Source organism: Staphylococcus sp. GDY8P120P (assembly GCF_017892065.1).
Taxonomy (GTDB): Bacteria; Bacillota; Bacilli; order Staphylococcales; family Staphylococcaceae; genus Staphylococcus; species Staphylococcus nepalensis.
Genome location: NZ_JAESKI010000013.1, coordinates 137,255 through 153,730, shown reverse-complemented (window position 1 = coordinate 153,730; position 16,476 = coordinate 137,255). Strand labels below are relative to the sequence as shown.

Annotated in this window: 19 protein-coding genes; 9 read left to right on the top strand and 10 right to left on the bottom strand. The window is 29.9% G+C overall.

Going from position 1 to position 16,476, the window contains the following annotated elements:
* Positions 1-20: 20 nt before the first annotated feature.
* Both KA900_RS09870 and cstR read right to left on the bottom strand, forming a co-directional pair.
* Entirely contained in the window at positions 21-776 is a 756-nt protein-coding gene (locus KA900_RS09870) for a sulfite exporter TauE/SafE family protein (RefSeq protein WP_103372682.1), read from the bottom strand.
* Complete coding sequence (gene cstR, locus KA900_RS09865) at positions 776-1,036, bottom strand: persulfide-sensing transcriptional repressor CstR (RefSeq protein ID WP_017722250.1); 261 nt, start codon at positions 1,034-1,036, stop codon at positions 776-778. Before cstR ends, KA900_RS09870 begins: the two co-directional genes overlap by 1 nt.
* A 138-nt stretch (positions 1,037-1,174) precedes the next feature.
* Here cstR and KA900_RS09860 point away from each other — a divergent pair, with 138 nt between their 5' ends.
* The 5 genes from KA900_RS09860 to KA900_RS14785 all read left to right on the top strand — a co-directional run bounded on the left by KA900_RS09860 (position 1,175) and on the right by KA900_RS14785 (position 5,834).
* Complete coding sequence (locus KA900_RS09860) at positions 1,175-2,242, top strand: DsrE/DsrF/DrsH-like family protein (protein WP_210139522.1); 1,068 nt, start codon at positions 1,175-1,177, stop codon at positions 2,240-2,242.
* Between the two features lie 33 nt (positions 2,243-2,275).
* Positions 2,276-3,610, top strand: coding sequence for a persulfide dioxygenase-sulfurtransferase CstB (gene cstB, locus KA900_RS09855; protein ID WP_119487952.1), 1,335 nt, complete (start codon positions 2,276-2,278; stop codon positions 3,608-3,610).
* 17 nt (positions 3,611-3,627) lie between these two features.
* On the top strand, positions 3,628-4,821 hold the full coding sequence (gene sqr, locus KA900_RS09850; RefSeq protein ID WP_096811094.1) for a type II sulfide:quinone oxidoreductase Sqr: 1,194 nt from the start codon (positions 3,628-3,630) through the stop codon (positions 4,819-4,821).
* A 239-nt stretch (positions 4,822-5,060) separates the two neighbouring features.
* Positions 5,061-5,273: a hypothetical protein gene (locus KA900_RS14790; RefSeq protein ID WP_242692960.1), complete on the top strand. Its 213-nt coding sequence runs from the start codon at positions 5,061-5,063 to the stop codon at positions 5,271-5,273.
* A gap of 81 nt (positions 5,274-5,354) precedes the next feature.
* The gene (locus KA900_RS14785) at positions 5,355-5,834 is read left to right on the top strand and encodes a hypothetical protein (RefSeq protein ID WP_242692961.1); all 480 of its coding nucleotides are present in this window, start codon (positions 5,355-5,357) and stop codon (positions 5,832-5,834) included.
* Positions 5,835-6,587: 753 nt separating this feature from the next.
* On the opposite strand, the gene KA900_RS09840 is transcribed toward KA900_RS14785, so the two are convergent.
* From KA900_RS09840 to KA900_RS09815, 6 genes are all read right to left on the bottom strand, one after another.
* Positions 6,588-7,196 (bottom strand): stage II sporulation protein M, encoded by a 609-nt coding sequence (locus KA900_RS09840; protein ID WP_096811093.1) that lies wholly within the window; start codon positions 7,194-7,196, stop codon positions 6,588-6,590.
* 118 nt (positions 7,197-7,314) lie between these two features.
* Positions 7,315-7,554 (bottom strand): DUF3923 family protein, encoded by a 240-nt coding sequence (locus KA900_RS09835; protein ID WP_210139520.1) that lies wholly within the window; start codon positions 7,552-7,554, stop codon positions 7,315-7,317.
* 73 nt (positions 7,555-7,627) lie between these two features.
* On the bottom strand, positions 7,628-7,810 hold the full coding sequence (locus tag KA900_RS09830; RefSeq protein WP_096811091.1) for a hypothetical protein: 183 nt from the start codon (positions 7,808-7,810) through the stop codon (positions 7,628-7,630).
* Between the two features lie 28 nt (positions 7,811-7,838).
* Positions 7,839-8,099, bottom strand: coding sequence for a hypothetical protein (locus KA900_RS09825; RefSeq protein ID WP_103373720.1), 261 nt, complete (start codon positions 8,097-8,099; stop codon positions 7,839-7,841).
* Positions 8,100-8,368: 269 nt separating this feature from the next.
* Complete coding sequence (locus tag KA900_RS09820; protein WP_096811089.1) at positions 8,369-9,142, bottom strand: ABC transporter permease; 774 nt, start codon at positions 9,140-9,142, stop codon at positions 8,369-8,371.
* Between the two features lie 2 nt (positions 9,143-9,144).
* Entirely contained in the window at positions 9,145-9,837 is a 693-nt protein-coding gene (locus tag KA900_RS09815; protein ID WP_210139518.1) for an ABC transporter ATP-binding protein, read from the bottom strand.
* 545 nt (positions 9,838-10,382) lie between these two features.
* Here KA900_RS09815 and KA900_RS09810 point away from each other — a divergent pair.
* Both KA900_RS09810 and KA900_RS09805 read left to right on the top strand, forming a co-directional pair.
* On the top strand, positions 10,383-10,625 hold the full coding sequence (locus KA900_RS09810; protein WP_096811087.1) for an AbrB/MazE/SpoVT family DNA-binding domain-containing protein: 243 nt from the start codon (positions 10,383-10,385) through the stop codon (positions 10,623-10,625).
* A 55-nt stretch (positions 10,626-10,680) separates the two neighbouring features.
* Positions 10,681-11,082: a type II toxin-antitoxin system death-on-curing family toxin gene (locus KA900_RS09805; protein WP_119488227.1), complete on the top strand. Its 402-nt coding sequence runs from the start codon at positions 10,681-10,683 to the stop codon at positions 11,080-11,082.
* A 752-nt stretch (positions 11,083-11,834) separates the two neighbouring features.
* Here the strand turns inward: KA900_RS09805 and KA900_RS09800 are convergent.
* On the bottom strand, positions 11,835-12,263 hold the full coding sequence (locus KA900_RS09800; RefSeq protein ID WP_242693736.1) for a DUF805 domain-containing protein: 429 nt from the start codon (positions 12,261-12,263) through the stop codon (positions 11,835-11,837).
* A 567-nt stretch (positions 12,264-12,830) separates the two neighbouring features.
* Between KA900_RS09800 and KA900_RS09795 the strand changes: the two genes are divergently transcribed.
* Both KA900_RS09795 and KA900_RS09790 read left to right on the top strand, forming a co-directional pair.
* Positions 12,831-13,898 carry a P-loop NTPase fold protein gene (locus tag KA900_RS09795; RefSeq protein WP_210139516.1) on the top strand — a complete coding sequence of 356 codons (1,068 nt, stop codon included), beginning with the start codon at positions 12,831-12,833 and terminating at the stop codon, positions 13,896-13,898.
* A gap of 116 nt (positions 13,899-14,014) precedes the next feature.
* On the top strand, positions 14,015-14,821 hold the full coding sequence (locus tag KA900_RS09790; RefSeq protein ID WP_207572960.1) for a hypothetical protein: 807 nt from the start codon (positions 14,015-14,017) through the stop codon (positions 14,819-14,821).
* 116 nt (positions 14,822-14,937) lie between these two features.
* On the opposite strand, the gene KA900_RS09785 is transcribed toward KA900_RS09790, so the two are convergent.
* Positions 14,938-15,486, bottom strand: a complete 549-nt coding sequence (locus KA900_RS09785) for a DUF1541 domain-containing protein (RefSeq protein ID WP_096811084.1) — start codon at positions 15,484-15,486, stop codon at positions 14,938-14,940.
* Positions 15,487-16,476 lie beyond the last annotated feature (990 nt).

Here is a 16,476-nt window from a genome sequence, read left to right as displayed (position 1 = left end):
AAAGCCTCCTTTTTAATTTATTAAAATACAAGTTGTATAATTGCGATTGCGATTAAGATACTGACAATGGTTTTTTGAACAGTATCAGGTACCTTGGCACCTACTTTTAGTCCTATAGGTGCAAAGAGCATGCTTCCAATTATTAAGAATATTGCACTTTCTAGAGGGATATAACCTTGTATGAATTTAATGATAAAAGCCCCTATTGATGATATGAAAGCAATGACGATACTGTTAGTCACTACTGTATTCATTGGCAATTTGAATAAAACTAACAATACGGGAATAATAATAAATGCGCCGCCTGCACCTACAATGCCTGATACTACGCCAATTCCAAATCCTACTAAGATAAGTAAAACAGGTTTGAACCTTACCTCTTGGGAAACAGATTTAACTTTAACAAACATTAATAATAATGCAACAATGGCGATGATTATATATATAGTGTTTATAAAAGTAGCGTTAAATAAATTAGCTAGCATTGCTCCGAATATGCTTCCAATAACCATACCTCCGCCCATATTCATTACAAGTTTAGGTGAGAATTCAGCTTTCTTTCTCGCCTTAAATGAGCCGCTGAGTGTACTAAAAAACACTTGGCTAGAAGTGAGACCCGAAGCAATATATGCGCTATAGACAGGAGCCCCTAATAAGGACGGTAACAACAAAATAGCTGGATAAATAATAATGGCTCCTCCTATGCCTACCAAGCCAGATATAAAACCTCCAAATATGCCAATCAACAACATAGTTATTATATTGAGCATGTCCATTATTTACTTTTTACCAATAAATTCACAGCTTCATTAATCATTTCTTGAGAACTTTCTCCCTTATCATCGGCTGCTTTTACACATTCTATTAAATTTTCACTTATAATAACACCCATCAAACGTTGGATTGAACTCTTTGATGCACTGAGTTGCGTAATGACATCTTTACAATCCTTTTCTTCTTCCATCATTTTAATAACGCCGTTTAATTGGCCTTGTATTCTATTGATGCGATTTACCATTTGTTTATTATAATCCATATTGGTTTCCTCCGATTTTAAATTGAATATATTTATAGTAATAAATTTATAGTAAATTGTCAAATACCTACCGGGGTATTTGACTTAGGTTGTTTTTACCTGTTACTATACCCCTATAGGTATCTAGAGGAGGAAAATATGAAACAATATCAAGAAGAACATATTAACGAATTAAGTAAAGTAGAGTTAGAGCAATTGGGGAAAAAAGGACAATTGATTGATGTTAGAACACCAGAAGAATATGAGTTAGGGCATATTACTGGCGCAATATTACATTCTGTAGAAAATATTGACACATTCGATAAGAACAAGGATAAAACTTATTATGTCTACTGCAAAAGTGGTAATAGAAGCGCTAAAGCAAGCGAATATTTAGCTAAACAAGGTTATGACGTTGTGAATTTAGACGGTGGTTATACAGCTTATGAAAAACAAAATATGAATCATGACGATGTGGTAGAAGATGGTAATAAAGCAATCAAACCGAGCCGCAAACAATTTAATTTTAATGGTCTTCAATGCCCGGGCCCTATAGTTAATCTTAGTAAAGAAATAAAAAATATTGAAATAGGCGACCAAATTGAAGTAACCGTTACTGATCCTGGTTTTCTTAGTGATATTAAAAGCTGGTCGAAACAGACAGGACACTCACTTGTTAAGTTGGAGGAAAATCATGATGGAATCAATGCTATTATCCAAAAAGAAAAACCAAAAGAACTGGAAGTAAACCATACTGCTAAAGGTACTACAATTGTGCTCTTTAGTGGTGAATTAGATAAAGCGGTGGCAGCAATGATTATTGCGAATGGTGCTAAAGCTGCAGGCAGAGATGTAACGATCTTCTTTACTTTCTGGGGGCTTAATGCATTAAAAAAAGCACAAGCAACGCATGTTAAGAAGAAAGGCATTGCAAAAATGTTCGATTTGATGTTGCCGAAGACGCCAGTGCGCATGCCATTATCAAAAATGAATATGTTCGGTTTAGGTAATATCATGATGCGTTACGTAATGAAAAAGAAAAATGTAGATTCTTTACCATCACTTATCAATCAAGCGATAGAACAAGATATTAAATTAATCGCATGTAAGATGAGCATGGATGTTATGGGAATTACAAAAGAAGAATTAAGAGATGAAGTTGAATTTGGCGGTGTAGGCACTTATATAGGCGAAACAGAACAAGCGAGCCATAATTTATTTATTTAACAAATTAAATTTATTTAAAAAAGGAGTTTTTCTATGTTTTTCAAACAATTCTATGATAACCATTTATCTCAAGCATCTTATTTAATTGGATGTCAACGTACAGGGGAAGCGATGATTATTGATCCAATACGGGACTTAACAAAATATATGACAGTTGCAGATGACGAAGGTTTTACAATTACGAAAGCTGCTGAAACGCATATTCATGCTGACTTTGCTTCAGGTATTAGAGATGTTGCGGACAAATTGGACGTAAGTATATACGTTTCTGGTGAAGGTGACGATGATTTGAGTTATAAAAAGATGCCAAAACAAACTCATTTTGTTAGACATCAAGACACTATTTATGTAGGAAATATTAAATTAGAAGTCTTGCATACGCCAGGTCATACCCCTGAGAGTATTAGTTTCTTACTTACTGACGAGGGGGGAGGCTCTAATATACCGATGGGACTATTTAGTGGTGACTTTATCTTCGTTGGTGATATAGGTAGACCTGATTTATTAGAAAAAGCTGTTCAAATGAAAGGCTCAACAGAAATCGGTGCAAAACAAATGTATCAATCTATAAATAATGTTAAAGATTTACCAGATTATATTCAAATTTGGCCAGGTCATGGTGCAGGTAGCCCATGTGGTAAAGCATTAGGGGCAGTACCGATGTCTACGTTAGGTTACGAAAAAATAAACAACTGGGCCTTTAATGTAACTGATGAAGCAACGTTTGTTGAAACATTGACATCAAACCAACCAGCCCCACCGCATCATTTTGCCCAAATGAAACAAATTAACCAATTTGGTATGAGCATGTACCAACCTTATAATGTTTACCCTAGCTCAAACAATGAAAGAATCGCTTTTGATCTTCGTAGTAAAGAAGCTTTCCATGGCGGTCATACGCAAGGAACTATCAATATTCCTTATAATCACAACTTTATTAATCAAATCGGTTGGTATTTAGACTATGATAAAGATATAGACTTAATTGGCGATAAAGCTACAGTTGAAGAAGCAGTGCATACTTTACAATTAATTGGTTTTGAAAATGTAGCAGGTTATCGTTTGCCACAAACAACAATCATGACATCTTCTATTCACAGCGCGGATATGACTGGCAAAGAAACTCATGTGCTAGATGTGCGTAACGATGAAGAATGGAACCAAGGACATTTAGAACAAGCGGTGAATATCCCTCATGGTAAATTATTAAGCGCAGAAATTCCTTTTGATAAAAACGATAAAATATACGTTCATTGTCAATCAGGGGTTAGAAGTTCGATTGCAACGGGTATACTAGAATATAGAGGTTTTACTAATATTGTAAACGTTAGAGAAGGCTATCAAGATTTACCGTCCTCATTAAAATAATTTAAGGATGTGGGTAAATGATTAAACACTATCAAGTTGCTATTGTAGGCGGAGGCACAGCAGGTATCACAGTTGCTTCTAGATTATTGAAACAAAACCAACATTTAAAGGGCAATATAGCTATTATTGATCCAGCTAAAAATCATTATTATCAACCTTTATGGACTTTAGTAGGCGGGGGCGTTTCTAAACTAAAAAACTCTCGTAAAAGCATGAAGCATGTTATACCTAAAGGGACACAGTGGATTAATCAAGCTGTTTTAAGTTTTAAACCTGAAAGTAACAATATTACGCTAGGAGATAATACAACCATTAATTACGATTATTTAATTGTTGCTCCAGGGCTACAAATTAATTGGTCGTCTATTAAAGGGTTACAAGAGAACATAGGTAAAAATGGCGTTTGTTCTAATTATTCGCCAGAGTATGTAACCGAAACTTGGCGACAAATTTCTAATTTCAAAGGCGGTAATGCTATTTTCACGCACCCCAATACACCTATTAAGTGTGGAGGCGCACCGATGAAAATTATGTATTTAGCTGAAGATTATTTTAGAAAACATAATATCCGTTCAAAAGCTAACGTAATATATGAAACACCTAAAACTGCGTTGTTTGATGTAGAAAAGTATAGTAAAGAATTAGAAAAAATAGCTGAAGAAAGAGATATTATTGTTAATTACAATTACAATCTGATTGAAATTGACGGAGAGAAAAAAATGGCCAAATTTGAGCATATTAAGAATGGTGATGTAAAAACATTAGACTACGAGATGTTACATGTTACGCCACCTATGGGCCCTTTAGATGTGATTAAAAAAAGTGCGCTTGCAGATAATGATGGTTGGGTAGATGTAGATCCTAGCACTTTACAACACAGACAATATTCAAATGTATTTGGTCTAGGCGACGCATCTAACGCACCAACTTCGAAAACGGGTGCAGCTATCAGAAAACAGGCGCCTGTCGTGACACTTAATTTGTTACAAGTAATGAATAACGAAATGTTAACACATCATTACAACGGTTATACCTCATGCCCAATTGTCACAGGCTATAATAAATTAATCTTAGCTGAATTTGATTATAATAAAAAGCCACAAGAAACGTTACCTTTTAACCAAGCCAAAGAACGAAGAAGCATGTATATATTTAAAAAAGATTTGTTACCGAGAATGTATTGGTATGGCATGTTAAAAGGCTTTATGTAAAAATCAACTACTCAACGTAGTTGACGATTATTACCAATAGTTATATTAAAAAGAAGCGTGTAAGGCACATAATTGCTCAAGCGGTTCAAACATTTTATAAAACGGATGGTTTTTACTTTATTTATATAAAAACCGTCCGTTTTGTTATGTTTATACAGCAGAAACTTGGTGTAGATGTTATATTATGCCCAGGAAAAATGAATTAGGAAAAATGAATTATTTGAAAAGGATAGGTTTAATTGGCTATTTTATTATTATTTATTGAAACTATTTTAGTAACGGTTATAATGATTAGTAGTTTGGTAGGAATTTTAAGTAATCCTATTTCACCAGGAATTTTAACCGCATTTTGGTTTGCAAGTATTTTAGCGTTGATTGGTTCAATTACATTGAGAAAATTTTATAAAAGACGGTATAAAAAAGAAATTGCAATAAGAGAAAAAAGCCCTTGATTAGAAGAAAATGAATTTTTTTATCAAGCACCATTATATATATTTGATGATATGCACATTAAAATACATGGTTTAACAGAAATGGCTTGGACGCTATATTTTAATAATAAAATTCAAAAATGGCTTAGTATTTTTGATATTGTATCTGCTTCCGGTTTAAAAGTTACATCACCGAACTATAATATTATTTTGAAAAGGATTAAACTGTGGTCTTTAAGGCCACATTATAGTGTATTGATTAATAACCAAGCAATTGATCGCTTAGAGATGATAAAAATCTTAAAAGGCGGCATTAAGCAACAAACGTCCTATGCGTTTTTTGATAATAAGACTACATATTTATTCAATAATCCATACTTATCAACTGAGACAACTATTTCAAACAAAGAAGGAACAAAAATATTTTCAGCACGTCGCTCGTTTTTAGACTTAGGAAAAAATCTATTCACTCAACGTAGGGGTGAGCAACATCGTTTAATAATGGAATCTTCTACACCTCATCCTAAGGAGTTATGGGTTGCTTTATATATCCAAGTAATGATAAATAAACAAAAAAAGTGATATTGGAAGAAGTTAGTGTTATTTAATCAAAGTAGAGGGAGTCACCCTGTGTATATTGGTATAGATAATAAATAATTTTTTTAAATATTCTTTGGATTAGGTTACTATATTACAATTTATCGGAAGATATAGAGATATTAAAACAGACAAATTGTGCAACTATTTATCCGAAATCTCTAAATCTTAATTGAATTTTGATGTAGTATTAATTGTTGTATCTGCACTACAAAACTGTTTAATTAAAACTAAAATGAAAATCAACAAAGGTCGTTTACGATTTTGCCCACATTCTTTTTAGAACGCATAAGTGTGACCTTACGAGACTTAATTCGTTTATAACGACGACAAATAGACCTGTAAAACCATAATCGTTATGATAAAGTTTATTAAAAAAGAACTTTTATTATAGTTATATATATAATTTGTACTTTGTTAATATTAGTGTCTTTTATTTCTCTTTTAAAAAATACACTTAGTAATAATAAAGATAAACGGTTAGATGTTTTATCTAGTGGTTTACTCTTGATTTCACCAATTACACTTTTAATTTATGGCTTATCTTCTTAAATATAGAGCATAAATTTTGTTTAAAGAATGTATTTATGCCGAGAAAATTTATTATGTGTTTAGAAGCACGCTTAATTAAACTTGCAGACGGATGCCGGCATAGTGTGAGCTGTTAAGCCAACCATTCGACAAGTTTGGGGGGTGTTAAGGATTTAGAAGTTCAACGTTAATAAAGCAACGTTGTATTTAAATAAATAAATTATATATAAAATCTGTTAAGTATGTTTCTATAAATCCTGCGAGTATGTATAAAGGTAAAGCAATTAGAAAGTAAATTTTAAAAACATTACTTAACGCCAATTTAAATGATAAATTTTGCTTTTTAGTTTTTCTAAAAATATTACTTATTTTTCTAATAATTGATTGGCTTACTTTATATAAACCACTGATAACAAGACACATTGCAAGTATTTCTATGATTGTATGCGGAATTGAAGATAATACCATTATGATACCTTTATCAAAATCAAAATGAACTACAAAACCAAATACTATTCCAGTGGTTATTGTTGTAGAAACTAAATTTAAAAAGTATAAAAATGGAATTGGAATTAAAGAAAATATAAACATTTGAAAGGGGACTTTAAAGCCATTATTTATAATATATTCCCAAACCTTGGTTAAGCCATTTGCCCTGGCGATGTTCCCATGTTGGCCATCTGTCATATTTTTGAAATTTTCGATTGACGGGCTGAAAATAACTGCTAGAACAAAAGTGATTAAGAAAATAATAGCTGTGAAGATGAATATTTTTATAGATCTTTTAGCGTAATTGGGATCTTGGATATTGAACATAATCCACCTCTTTTTGTTGGTTTTTGAAATGAGTTTTTTCGTGTCTTGATACTATATACAGAAATAATTCAAAGGTATTAAATTCGATTGGTTGTTGATATGACCGTTTTTTCTTAATCTAAGACTGATTTAATTTGTTTTTTGATAAGACTAAATTAGTGATTAACCATGCTACTTGTATTGCAAATGGAAATAAAAAAGCAAAACCTAAAACAGCTATATTAGCCCACTTTAATTGCGTCGTTTGTATTGCTCCGCTAGCATCTATATCTCTCATCCAGAGTAAAATTGAGAATCCTATAAAACTTAAAACTTCAATAGCACTTATGATCCACCAAAAAATCCAAGAAATTTTCATTTTATTCACCTCCATTTTTAAAAATTTGAATTCAGGATAACTTATTAATTTTTTCAATATTCATCTCTTATTTTTAAAATTGATCTATTTGATTAAAGATAAAATCAACTATGTAATGGATGGCTAAACCGCATACAATAGCAATTATGATAAGGATAAATAAGTTCATTTTGTTATACATATCAGTAGCAGTGTAAATAAAACACCATACGAGTATTAGCATGGATTTTATCGTATTCTTTTTAGCTTCAAACATATATAACGCTCCTTTGTGATTTTGTAAATTAAGTTAAAAGTATGATAATTAAATAAAAAGTCAGTATAAAACTAGCAATCATTCCTATGGCGGATTTTAATATAATGTTTCCAATAAAATACGATATAAATGTCAAAAAAGCTGTAATAAGAGCTGTATTTTCTAAATTAGGAATACTAAAAGTTGATTTCAGTGAGTATATTACAATAGTCAAACATCCCAGAATGTTGCCTATGATACCAAGTGATTTTGCCTTAGGATGCGTTACTTTTTCTTCTTTATTAGCCATTATTTAATTCCTCATTTCTGTTTAGATGCAAAATAATCAGTTGCAAGGTTAAAAACAATAATGCAATCATCAAAAAGACAATAAACCATATATTATCTAAAGTATCTCTGTATCAGTAAGCTAAGAAAACAAAATAATAATCCTTATACTAAAATAAGTTATCTTTAAAATTAATCTTAATTTATGTTTTATTAACCTTTTTATTAAAAAAACACGCTCTTAATAGTGCTAAGAGCGTGTTTAGTTATACTATAATTTCGGTGCCAAAATTAGACGTTTTTCTTTTTGAAAACGAGGATAACTAGAGCTAAGAAAACTACAATATAAACAATATTGCCAATAAATAATTCATGCAATTCCAGTTTAGTAAATGATTTCATCATTTCATTATCTATAATTTGAGAACTTAAGTTCAACATATTAATAGGCAACCATTTTAACCATTCCCATTGATTAATTAATGCAAATAATATGCCAGAAACAATAGAAATAGCGAAATAAAAGATAATGCCAATCGCAATAGAAACGCCAGGACTTTTGAATATACAAGAGATAAGTAGCGTTAAGCTTAGTAATAACCACATGCCAACATAATTACCTAATGCAGTTAATAACATTTCTTGTAAAAGGGATAGGTTATCACCCGTTTGTTTTAAAATATTAATGTCAGAGAACATAGTTAAATTGATAACTAAAGAAATGATAATACTAATCACAAATATAATAAGTGAATAAATAAATAATGATATAAACTTACTTATGATAATGCTTGTTCTAGAATAATTTCGATATAATAAATTTTTAATTGTACCATAATGAAATTCCATTGTAATTATCGTACTTGCTTGTATAATCATGAGAAAGAAAATCCAAGAAAATGAACTATAACCTTGTTTGAATAGTGATTTTGACCCCATAATATCAGGGTAATTTTTACTTAGTACTGCTAACCCAATCATTAAAATAAAAATAAGGATTGGAATAATGATAGATGATTTTTTCTTGAACATTTTAAATAGTTCTTGTTTTACGAGTGTTGTCATGGTTAGGCTTTCTCCTTACGGTCAATAATATTAAGAAGTACATTTTCTAAATCATTTTCATCTGTTTGATTCAATTCATCCATTGTAGTTTCTCTAACAATTTCCCCTTTATCGATAATCAAGAGTGAGTCAGTCACTTTAACAAGTTCACTTAATATGTGACTAGATATAAGGAAAGTAACACCTTGTTCCCTTAAGTTAATAATTGCTTCTCTCACATCTTTTACAGCCCGAGGATCTAATCCATTCATAGGCTCGTTTAATACAACGAGTTGTGGATGGTTTAAGAAAGCAAGCGCAATACCTAATTTTTGTTTCATACCTAAAGAATAGGTTTTGGCTTTGTTATGTATAAAGTCTTCCATTTTTAGTTTTTCGATAATAAGATTTATATTTTTATTATCGGGGTCTTCATCGATTAATTTCATGTTTTCATAACCTGTTAAAAATGGGTATAATCCAGGAGCTTCAATCAACGCTCCTATATCGTTCTGATTAGTACTGATATGATTTTTCAAAGTACCAGATTGATAGTTAGAAAGCCCTAAAATAACTTTCATTAATGTGGTTTTACCAGCACCATTTCCGCCAACCAAACCTATAATATGTCCCTTTTCAAGTGAAAATGTGATGTCTTTCAAAATGCGTTTTCGTTTGATTTTTTTACTAATATTTTCCATAGATAAAAGTTCCAAAATGTAACCTCCTAAATTTTTTACGCCGATTAAAGGTTAACAAAAATAGTGATTAAAAGAAATAGTATTTTTATAAGAATAATATATTTTTTTGTAAAAGAGAAATATAATTATAGTGGTCCAACATATTAGAAATAAATTGTTTTTATTTTAAGTAAGTATGTTGAATTTTATAAATAGGAGGTAGCTTATGCATTTAATTGTAGCGACTATTGCTGATTTGTTACTAGGCTTGTAGTTTCATAAATAATTTTATTTATGAAAGCTGAAATAACGTATTAATACTTGGAGAAATTGAGAAAGATACTGATAATTGTTAAAAAAAGTTTGTTAGTTTAGATAAAGAGATGTATTTATATAACATGTATATAGAACGTCCGACAGGTAATGTATATAGGAATTTTATTTATAAAGAAGCTTTTGAAGCTAAAGTGATTAATGAATTAAAGCTAAATGATTTTATTTACAAAAGATAGCGCATGATATATAGTGAAAGATATACAAAGATATATTAGGAAATACGATTTCGGAAGGGGATAACCAATATGGCAGTAACTAACACAAGAAAACTTAGAAAAATTGGCAATAGCAAGGTTCTAACAATACCAGAGGAAGTAATACAAGCTTTAGATATTAATGAGGGACAAAAAATCGCATTTAACGTTGAGAATGGTCAAGTGGTATTAGAAGCAGTTAAAACGGATAGTAACGAAATGGATATTTTAAGCATGGCCGATCAAGTAAGTAATCAGTATGATAGTGCTTTAAAAGATTTAGTGAATAGATAGCAGCAGGTTAATACGTAGATGTAGATGAATGATAAAGACTACTGGAGGACAGCATATGCAGTATTTAACAGAAAAAGACATTATCACACTAAATGTATATGTTATTAATAAATATAGCCCTAATGAGCAAATAGGCGTAAAAGAACCAAATGCTTTAAATATGCTAGTTAACGCACCTAAGCAATGTGTATTTGGTGAAGAACAGTACCCCACTTTAGAACTGAAAGCAGCTAACTTAGTTAGAAATTTAGTACAAAAACATGTGTTTTACAATGGTAATAAAAGAACAGCTTTAATGACATTGGTTGTTTTCCTTAAGATGAATGGATATCAGTTTAATGCTAGTAATGAAGAAGTGGCCGACTATATGGTTAAAATTGCTACAGACAACTTACAGGAAGCAGACATTAAGCAATGGATTAAAAAGTATATAACACTAATGAATGAAAAGGATTGATTATCGGGCGTTGCATATCCCCGTAAATATGTTTTGACTATACAGGTTACTAATGTATAGTCAATTTAATTAATAATAGTAATAGAAAGTGAAGTTCTGGAAGGAATTTAGAGAATATAGATAATGTAAAAGGAAATTATTTTTCGTATAGAAGAGTCTCATAAAAATATAAAATGAGTGAGTTAGATTATTATAAAAGAATTAAAGACGTATCTCATAAATTTCGTGAATTTAAATCAGCAACTATTAAAACATATATTAGTAAGACAGCAGACCTTCGGGATTTACAGAATTTGTATATAAAAGATAATTTGGAAAATTTAAAGAAGAGACAAAAGATATAAAGCTTTTGCCAGAAGCAAAAGTGAAGATAACACTTAAAGATATACAAGAGCAAAGCGAGAAAAAGTAGTTAAAAAAACATAGTAGATAAAGTTAAAGGCAAATTGAAGAAACGTTAGTTGAAGATTTTTAAAAAGAATCAAGAGAGATACTTTTGTTTATAGCCACTAAGGCGTTATGAAAATCATAAGAGAAAATACAGATACAAACATAAACAAATCCTAATACCCCCTCACCCCGCAAGAATTGAAAGATGTGGGGGCGGGGGTAATTTTTATTGAGATTTTGTAAATTAAGCAAAAAGTATAATAATTAAAAAAATAAGTATTACCTATAACATAAACCTAAGAAGTGTTTAGATTGTATGATAACGCAATACTTATACTTTTAGCTATATTGGGTTTGATAGGTTATATTTCTTTAGGGTCCTTACCATATTTATTTTCTTTTTTGGAACCATTAGTACAACAAATAGCTAAAGATATAATACACATTACTATGTATATAACCCCGATAATGACAAATAAAGTATACAAGAACGAGCCTGTATTTATTTCAGCTATATAGTTATTAGTGACACCTAGTATTATACCAAAAATAAAAAATATTATAGGGAAAAGCATAGACATACCTAAATCATGAAACCGTCGAACTGATACAGAAAAATTTGCGATATATGTAGCTATTGTAAAAATCCAATAAATAATTATAGCTAAAATGGAAGGTATAGGTATTATATAGTTTAAAACAGAAGCCACTAAAGAAATAATAAATGTCATTAGTTCTGGGTACCAAAATTCTTTACGTCTTGACCTCCCTTTTAGATTTAACCCATTCATCCAAAATAATTTGTAGTAATATAAGATGATTGATCACTCCTTTTTAACAAACTTGATCATAAAAAGGCTAAATTTTATTTGAAAACATTGACCGAAATATTCATTATTAACCAAATAAAAGCTCTGAAATCATTATTATTGCCTATAGGTAGATCATTAAACCAAGGGTACATAGATATATTTACTATAATAATTATCCCAAATATAGTGGTAAAATATCATAGTTCAGAAACATAAAACGATGCGATCCAAAATGTGATTGCTATTACTCAAAATATTATATTCCAAATAGAGAAAGGATATAAAAAATTAAACCCTACTTTGCTTTAGACGACAGTAAGGCTTGCATATGACGAACCATATTTTTAATTAATGAGTATGAGTGTAACATAAAGAATAATTTATATAAAATTTACTAGGTTGAGTTAATAGAAGTGGTTATTATTGAGTTGAGAACATAATATACAAAATAATTGGAATTTTTATATCCTTAGCACATTTAAACCTTAACTGCTTTTTATAAAAGTTGGTAATTTTTTATAAAATTATATAAACGGAAGTGAACGAATGGAAAAATTTAAAGAAGCTATAACAAATTATATAGAGAAAGATGAAAATTTTGCAGTGTTTGTTGATGGAGGATGGGGAACAGGTAAAACACATTTCTTTGAGCATGATTATTTCTTAAATAAAGTAGGAGAAGATAATGATGAAATTCAAGAAATCCACGATAAGAAATGTTATAAGAAAGAATATATTAGCGTATATGGCAAGCATAGTTTGAAAGAAATAAAAGAAATAATTGTTACAAAAATTTTGAGCTATGTAGATGATGATGTAATTAGCGAAAACTTAAAACAAGGAATTAGTAATATTTTTAAAATGTTTGAAGTAAAGTTTTTGAATACTGAAAATATAACTGCTTCAATAGATGATTATTTAGAATCAAAAGCACGTGATAAAATTAAGGATAAGCTCAATAATAATGGAGGACGAGTCGTCTTTATAATAGACGATATAGAAAGATTAAATGATGGAATCAGTTTAAAAGAATTTTTAGGGTTTATACGTAATGTTTTATTAGACAGCTTTAACTGTAAAGTTATTATAATTGGTAATAAAGAAGCAATAACGAGTGAAAATAAAAATGAGATGAAAAATTATTGGGAGAAGGTAATCAGTAGAAATTTAAAGTTTCCAAGTAATTTAGAAGTAGGAAAGAAAATATTAAATAATGATTTGAGAAAAAGTTATTTTAATGAAAATGAAATTCAAGATTTAATAGAATTAATTCAGGTTTCACCCTTGTCCACGTCTAAAGCAAATGTATTAAATCTTAGGACGTTAAATTTGGTAATAACAGATTTTAAAAATATATATGATCAATTAGAAAATTGTAATAAAGAACAAGTGAATACACGTATGTCTTTATTTATTTCTCTATTTATATTGCATAATATAAATAGAAATAATGTAATTGACAATGAAGAAAAATTCAAAGATATGAAAGTTCCTAATGGGTTTACTTTTATAAACTCTAAGAAAAAAAACCATCACCTGAAGAAGAAATTTACCAAAAATATTTTCAAGAAAATGAAATTGCAAAAAAATATTCCTTTTTTTCAAGGGAATTAAACAATTATATTTTAGAAGGTGTTTTAGATATAGAAGAATATCAAAAAAAGCTAAACGATAATTTTAGTGAAAAAAATGCAGAGGAAGACGTACTGTATATATTAAGAAATTTTATGTTGTATAGTGAGGATAAAGTTAAAGGTAAAGAAAGTGAAGCAATTGATATAATAAAAGGTGGTAGATATTCATTTGGTTATCGTCTCAACATTTATATGAAACTTAAAGAATTATGCCTAAATGGCATAGTAACTTTAAATGAAAAAGAAATAGATGAATTAGAAGATTATTTACTTGAAAATTATGAACTACAAATAAGTGATAGTATAGAAGGAGAAGATTTATTAAAGCTAATAAACTTTCACTTTCCACAAAACCCTGAACTAATAGAATATAAAAATGAATTATCTGAAAAATTGATGAAGCAACAAAAAATATATATGAAAAAACAAGGGATATACCAACAGTATATTGAAGCTATATTAAATGAAGAGCGAAAAAAAAGAAGCGAGTTAGAAATGCAGTATAAAGAAATAAAAAACGTAGATATTTTCACTATATTTAATAGTTATATAAGCGATATAGAAAAAGAACTTCTCGGAAATAATGCTAAAATTATTTATTTAAATAGATATATTTACAATAGAACAGATATATTTATAGAAACTTTGGATAATATTGAACGATTTATTAATAATATAAAACAAATAGAAGCTCAAAATAAGGATAAAATCGCTAAATATAATTTTGATACATTACAAGGTACTCTGTCGAACATAAGAGAAAATACAAGGATAAAGCTAAATACCTGTGGTAAGAGAGGAAAGGAATATAAAATAAGCCCCGTGAAGATTTCTAATTTAAGAAATCTTTTCGGAGCTGAATTTTGGAGCATATGTTGCAAGAATTTCTCGTTTGTTAGCTAAAATTACCCACACATACTAAGTAAAGTGACAAAAGCAAATGTTATATTGTTGGTTTCAACAATCCATTTTTAAAAGTATAATCTTAAATAGTTAATTTATAAATGTTAGTAACATGCTTAACGTGATTTGAGTTCGTCGCTTGTCATCCATTTATGATTTTTAACCACTTCGTCATTTTCCGTGGATTCATAGTCTACCATATAAACGGTGGTGTTTTTTACATCATCTATTTTAGCCTTTGCACCTTTCATACCAGGCATGTGATCAGCTTCTAACTTAACTGTATCGCCTTTTTTGAGTCCGCTTTCAGGGGCGTTGGCAACTTCTTCATTAACAACCCATTTATGATTATTAACCTTTTCATCCCCATTTGTAGGTGTGTAGCTTACGACATAAGCATATGTCTTGTAAGCGCCTTTTACGGTAGCTTCGGCATTTTTCATACCAGGCATGTGTCCTGCTGTAATAGTAACTTCATCACCTTTTTTAAACTTACCATCATCTGTAGTCTTTATACCATTTGGAGCTTTACTTTCGCTTTTATGTGCCATATGTTCTTCTTGTTGTTGGTCTTTAGACTCTTGTTTTTCTTTTTCATTATCATTGGAACAAGCTGATAATACTAAACCTGATGCTAATATAATAAAGCTCAATTCTTTCATCATATTTAAAAACTCCTTCGTTTATTTTAATGTAAAAGCGTTAATTACTATGAGTATCGTGTTTAAAGATATTAATAATTGCGTCTGCAGTCTGTGGTAATATCAAACTAATAAAAGCTGATATATCGGACATAAGAGGGGCGATAACCACGTTATATCCTGTAGCACACGTAAATTTTGAGTTATTTTCCTCATCGTATTTATTACGATAACGTTGCTCACATTCATGTTGACTATGGGGGTTTCAGTTATTCGACACAATAAACCTCCTGAATTTTAATTTTTAAAGATATTTATAAGATAATGAGAGTATAACATATACCCTATAGGGGTATAAAGATTTCGCTTTTCTTATATTAATAAAACTAGTAATTAGTCGGTATCCAAGAAGATTATATAAACCGTTTAAATATAAAGAACTATATTGAGTGAAATGATGATTATAATTTATAAAAAAACACCTCTTTTTAAAAGAAGTGTTTTAGTCATTTAGAAATAAAATACCATACATAAAAATTATAAACATAAACAGCCACATAGTGATTTATCCTTTTGAACTATGGTTAGAGCTGTAATGCCAATAATCATTATATGTAACCATCAAGTAATTAAACAGCAAAATAAACCATGGAATTGTTTGTTTTTAGTTAACACAATCGATTGCTGGGAGTGGGCACATTCAGATGTTTACAGACGTTATAATAATGAAATCACCTATCTCTCGAGCGCCAAGTTGATTTAAAGAAAGAGGTATAAAAGGATGCTCATTTTCGTTCGCATTAAAGCGTCAATCATCATTGATTGTGTTATGATGCGTCTACTTATTGGCATAGTAAATGAAATAAAAAATTAGGCGACATTAGGCCAAACCAATAAAAATCCCCTCGCTACTCGCAGTAGTGAGGGGTGTGAATAAGCGAACACTTATTTTCGTTAAATATATTTAACATCACAGCAGTTGGAAGGTAAAAGGATAAAGTTTTTGATATTTTA

Coding starts and splice junctions, on each gene's coding strand:
- KA900_RS09870 (WP_103372682.1), bottom strand. CDS start 776: ATGGACATGCTCAATATAATAACTATGTTGTTGATTGGCATATTTGGA.
- cstR (WP_017722250.1), bottom strand. CDS start 1,036: ATGGATTATAATAAACAAATGGTAAATCGCATCAATAGAATACAAGGC.
- KA900_RS09860 (WP_210139522.1), top strand. CDS start 1,175: ATGAAACAATATCAAGAAGAACATATTAACGAATTAAGTAAAGTAGAG.
- cstB (WP_119487952.1), top strand. CDS start 2,276: ATGTTTTTCAAACAATTCTATGATAACCATTTATCTCAAGCATCTTAT.
- sqr (WP_096811094.1), top strand. CDS start 3,628: ATGATTAAACACTATCAAGTTGCTATTGTAGGCGGAGGCACAGCAGGT.
- KA900_RS14785 (WP_242692961.1), top strand. CDS start 5,355: ATGGCTTGGACGCTATATTTTAATAATAAAATTCAAAAATGGCTTAGT.
- KA900_RS09840 (WP_096811093.1), bottom strand. CDS start 7,196: ATGTTCAATATCCAAGATCCCAATTACGCTAAAAGATCTATAAAAATA.
- KA900_RS09835 (WP_210139520.1), bottom strand. CDS start 7,554: ATGAAAATTTCTTGGATTTTTTGGTGGATCATAAGTGCTATTGAAGTT.
- KA900_RS09830 (WP_096811091.1), bottom strand. CDS start 7,810: ATGTTTGAAGCTAAAAAGAATACGATAAAATCCATGCTAATACTCGTA.
- KA900_RS09825 (WP_103373720.1), bottom strand. CDS start 8,099: ATGGCTAATAAAGAAGAAAAAGTAACGCATCCTAAGGCAAAATCACTT.
- KA900_RS09820 (WP_096811089.1), bottom strand. CDS start 9,142: ATGACAACACTCGTAAAACAAGAACTATTTAAAATGTTCAAGAAAAAA.
- KA900_RS09810 (WP_096811087.1), top strand. CDS start 10,383: ATGGCAGTAACTAACACAAGAAAACTTAGAAAAATTGGCAATAGCAAG.
- KA900_RS09805 (WP_119488227.1), top strand. CDS start 10,681: ATGCAGTATTTAACAGAAAAAGACATTATCACACTAAATGTATATGTT.
- KA900_RS09800 (WP_242693736.1), bottom strand. CDS start 12,263: ATGAATGGGTTAAATCTAAAAGGGAGGTCAAGACGTAAAGAATTTTGG.
- KA900_RS09795 (WP_210139516.1), top strand. CDS start 12,831: ATGGAAAAATTTAAAGAAGCTATAACAAATTATATAGAGAAAGATGAA.
- KA900_RS09785 (WP_096811084.1), bottom strand. CDS start 15,486: ATGATGAAAGAATTGAGCTTTATTATATTAGCATCAGGTTTAGTATTA.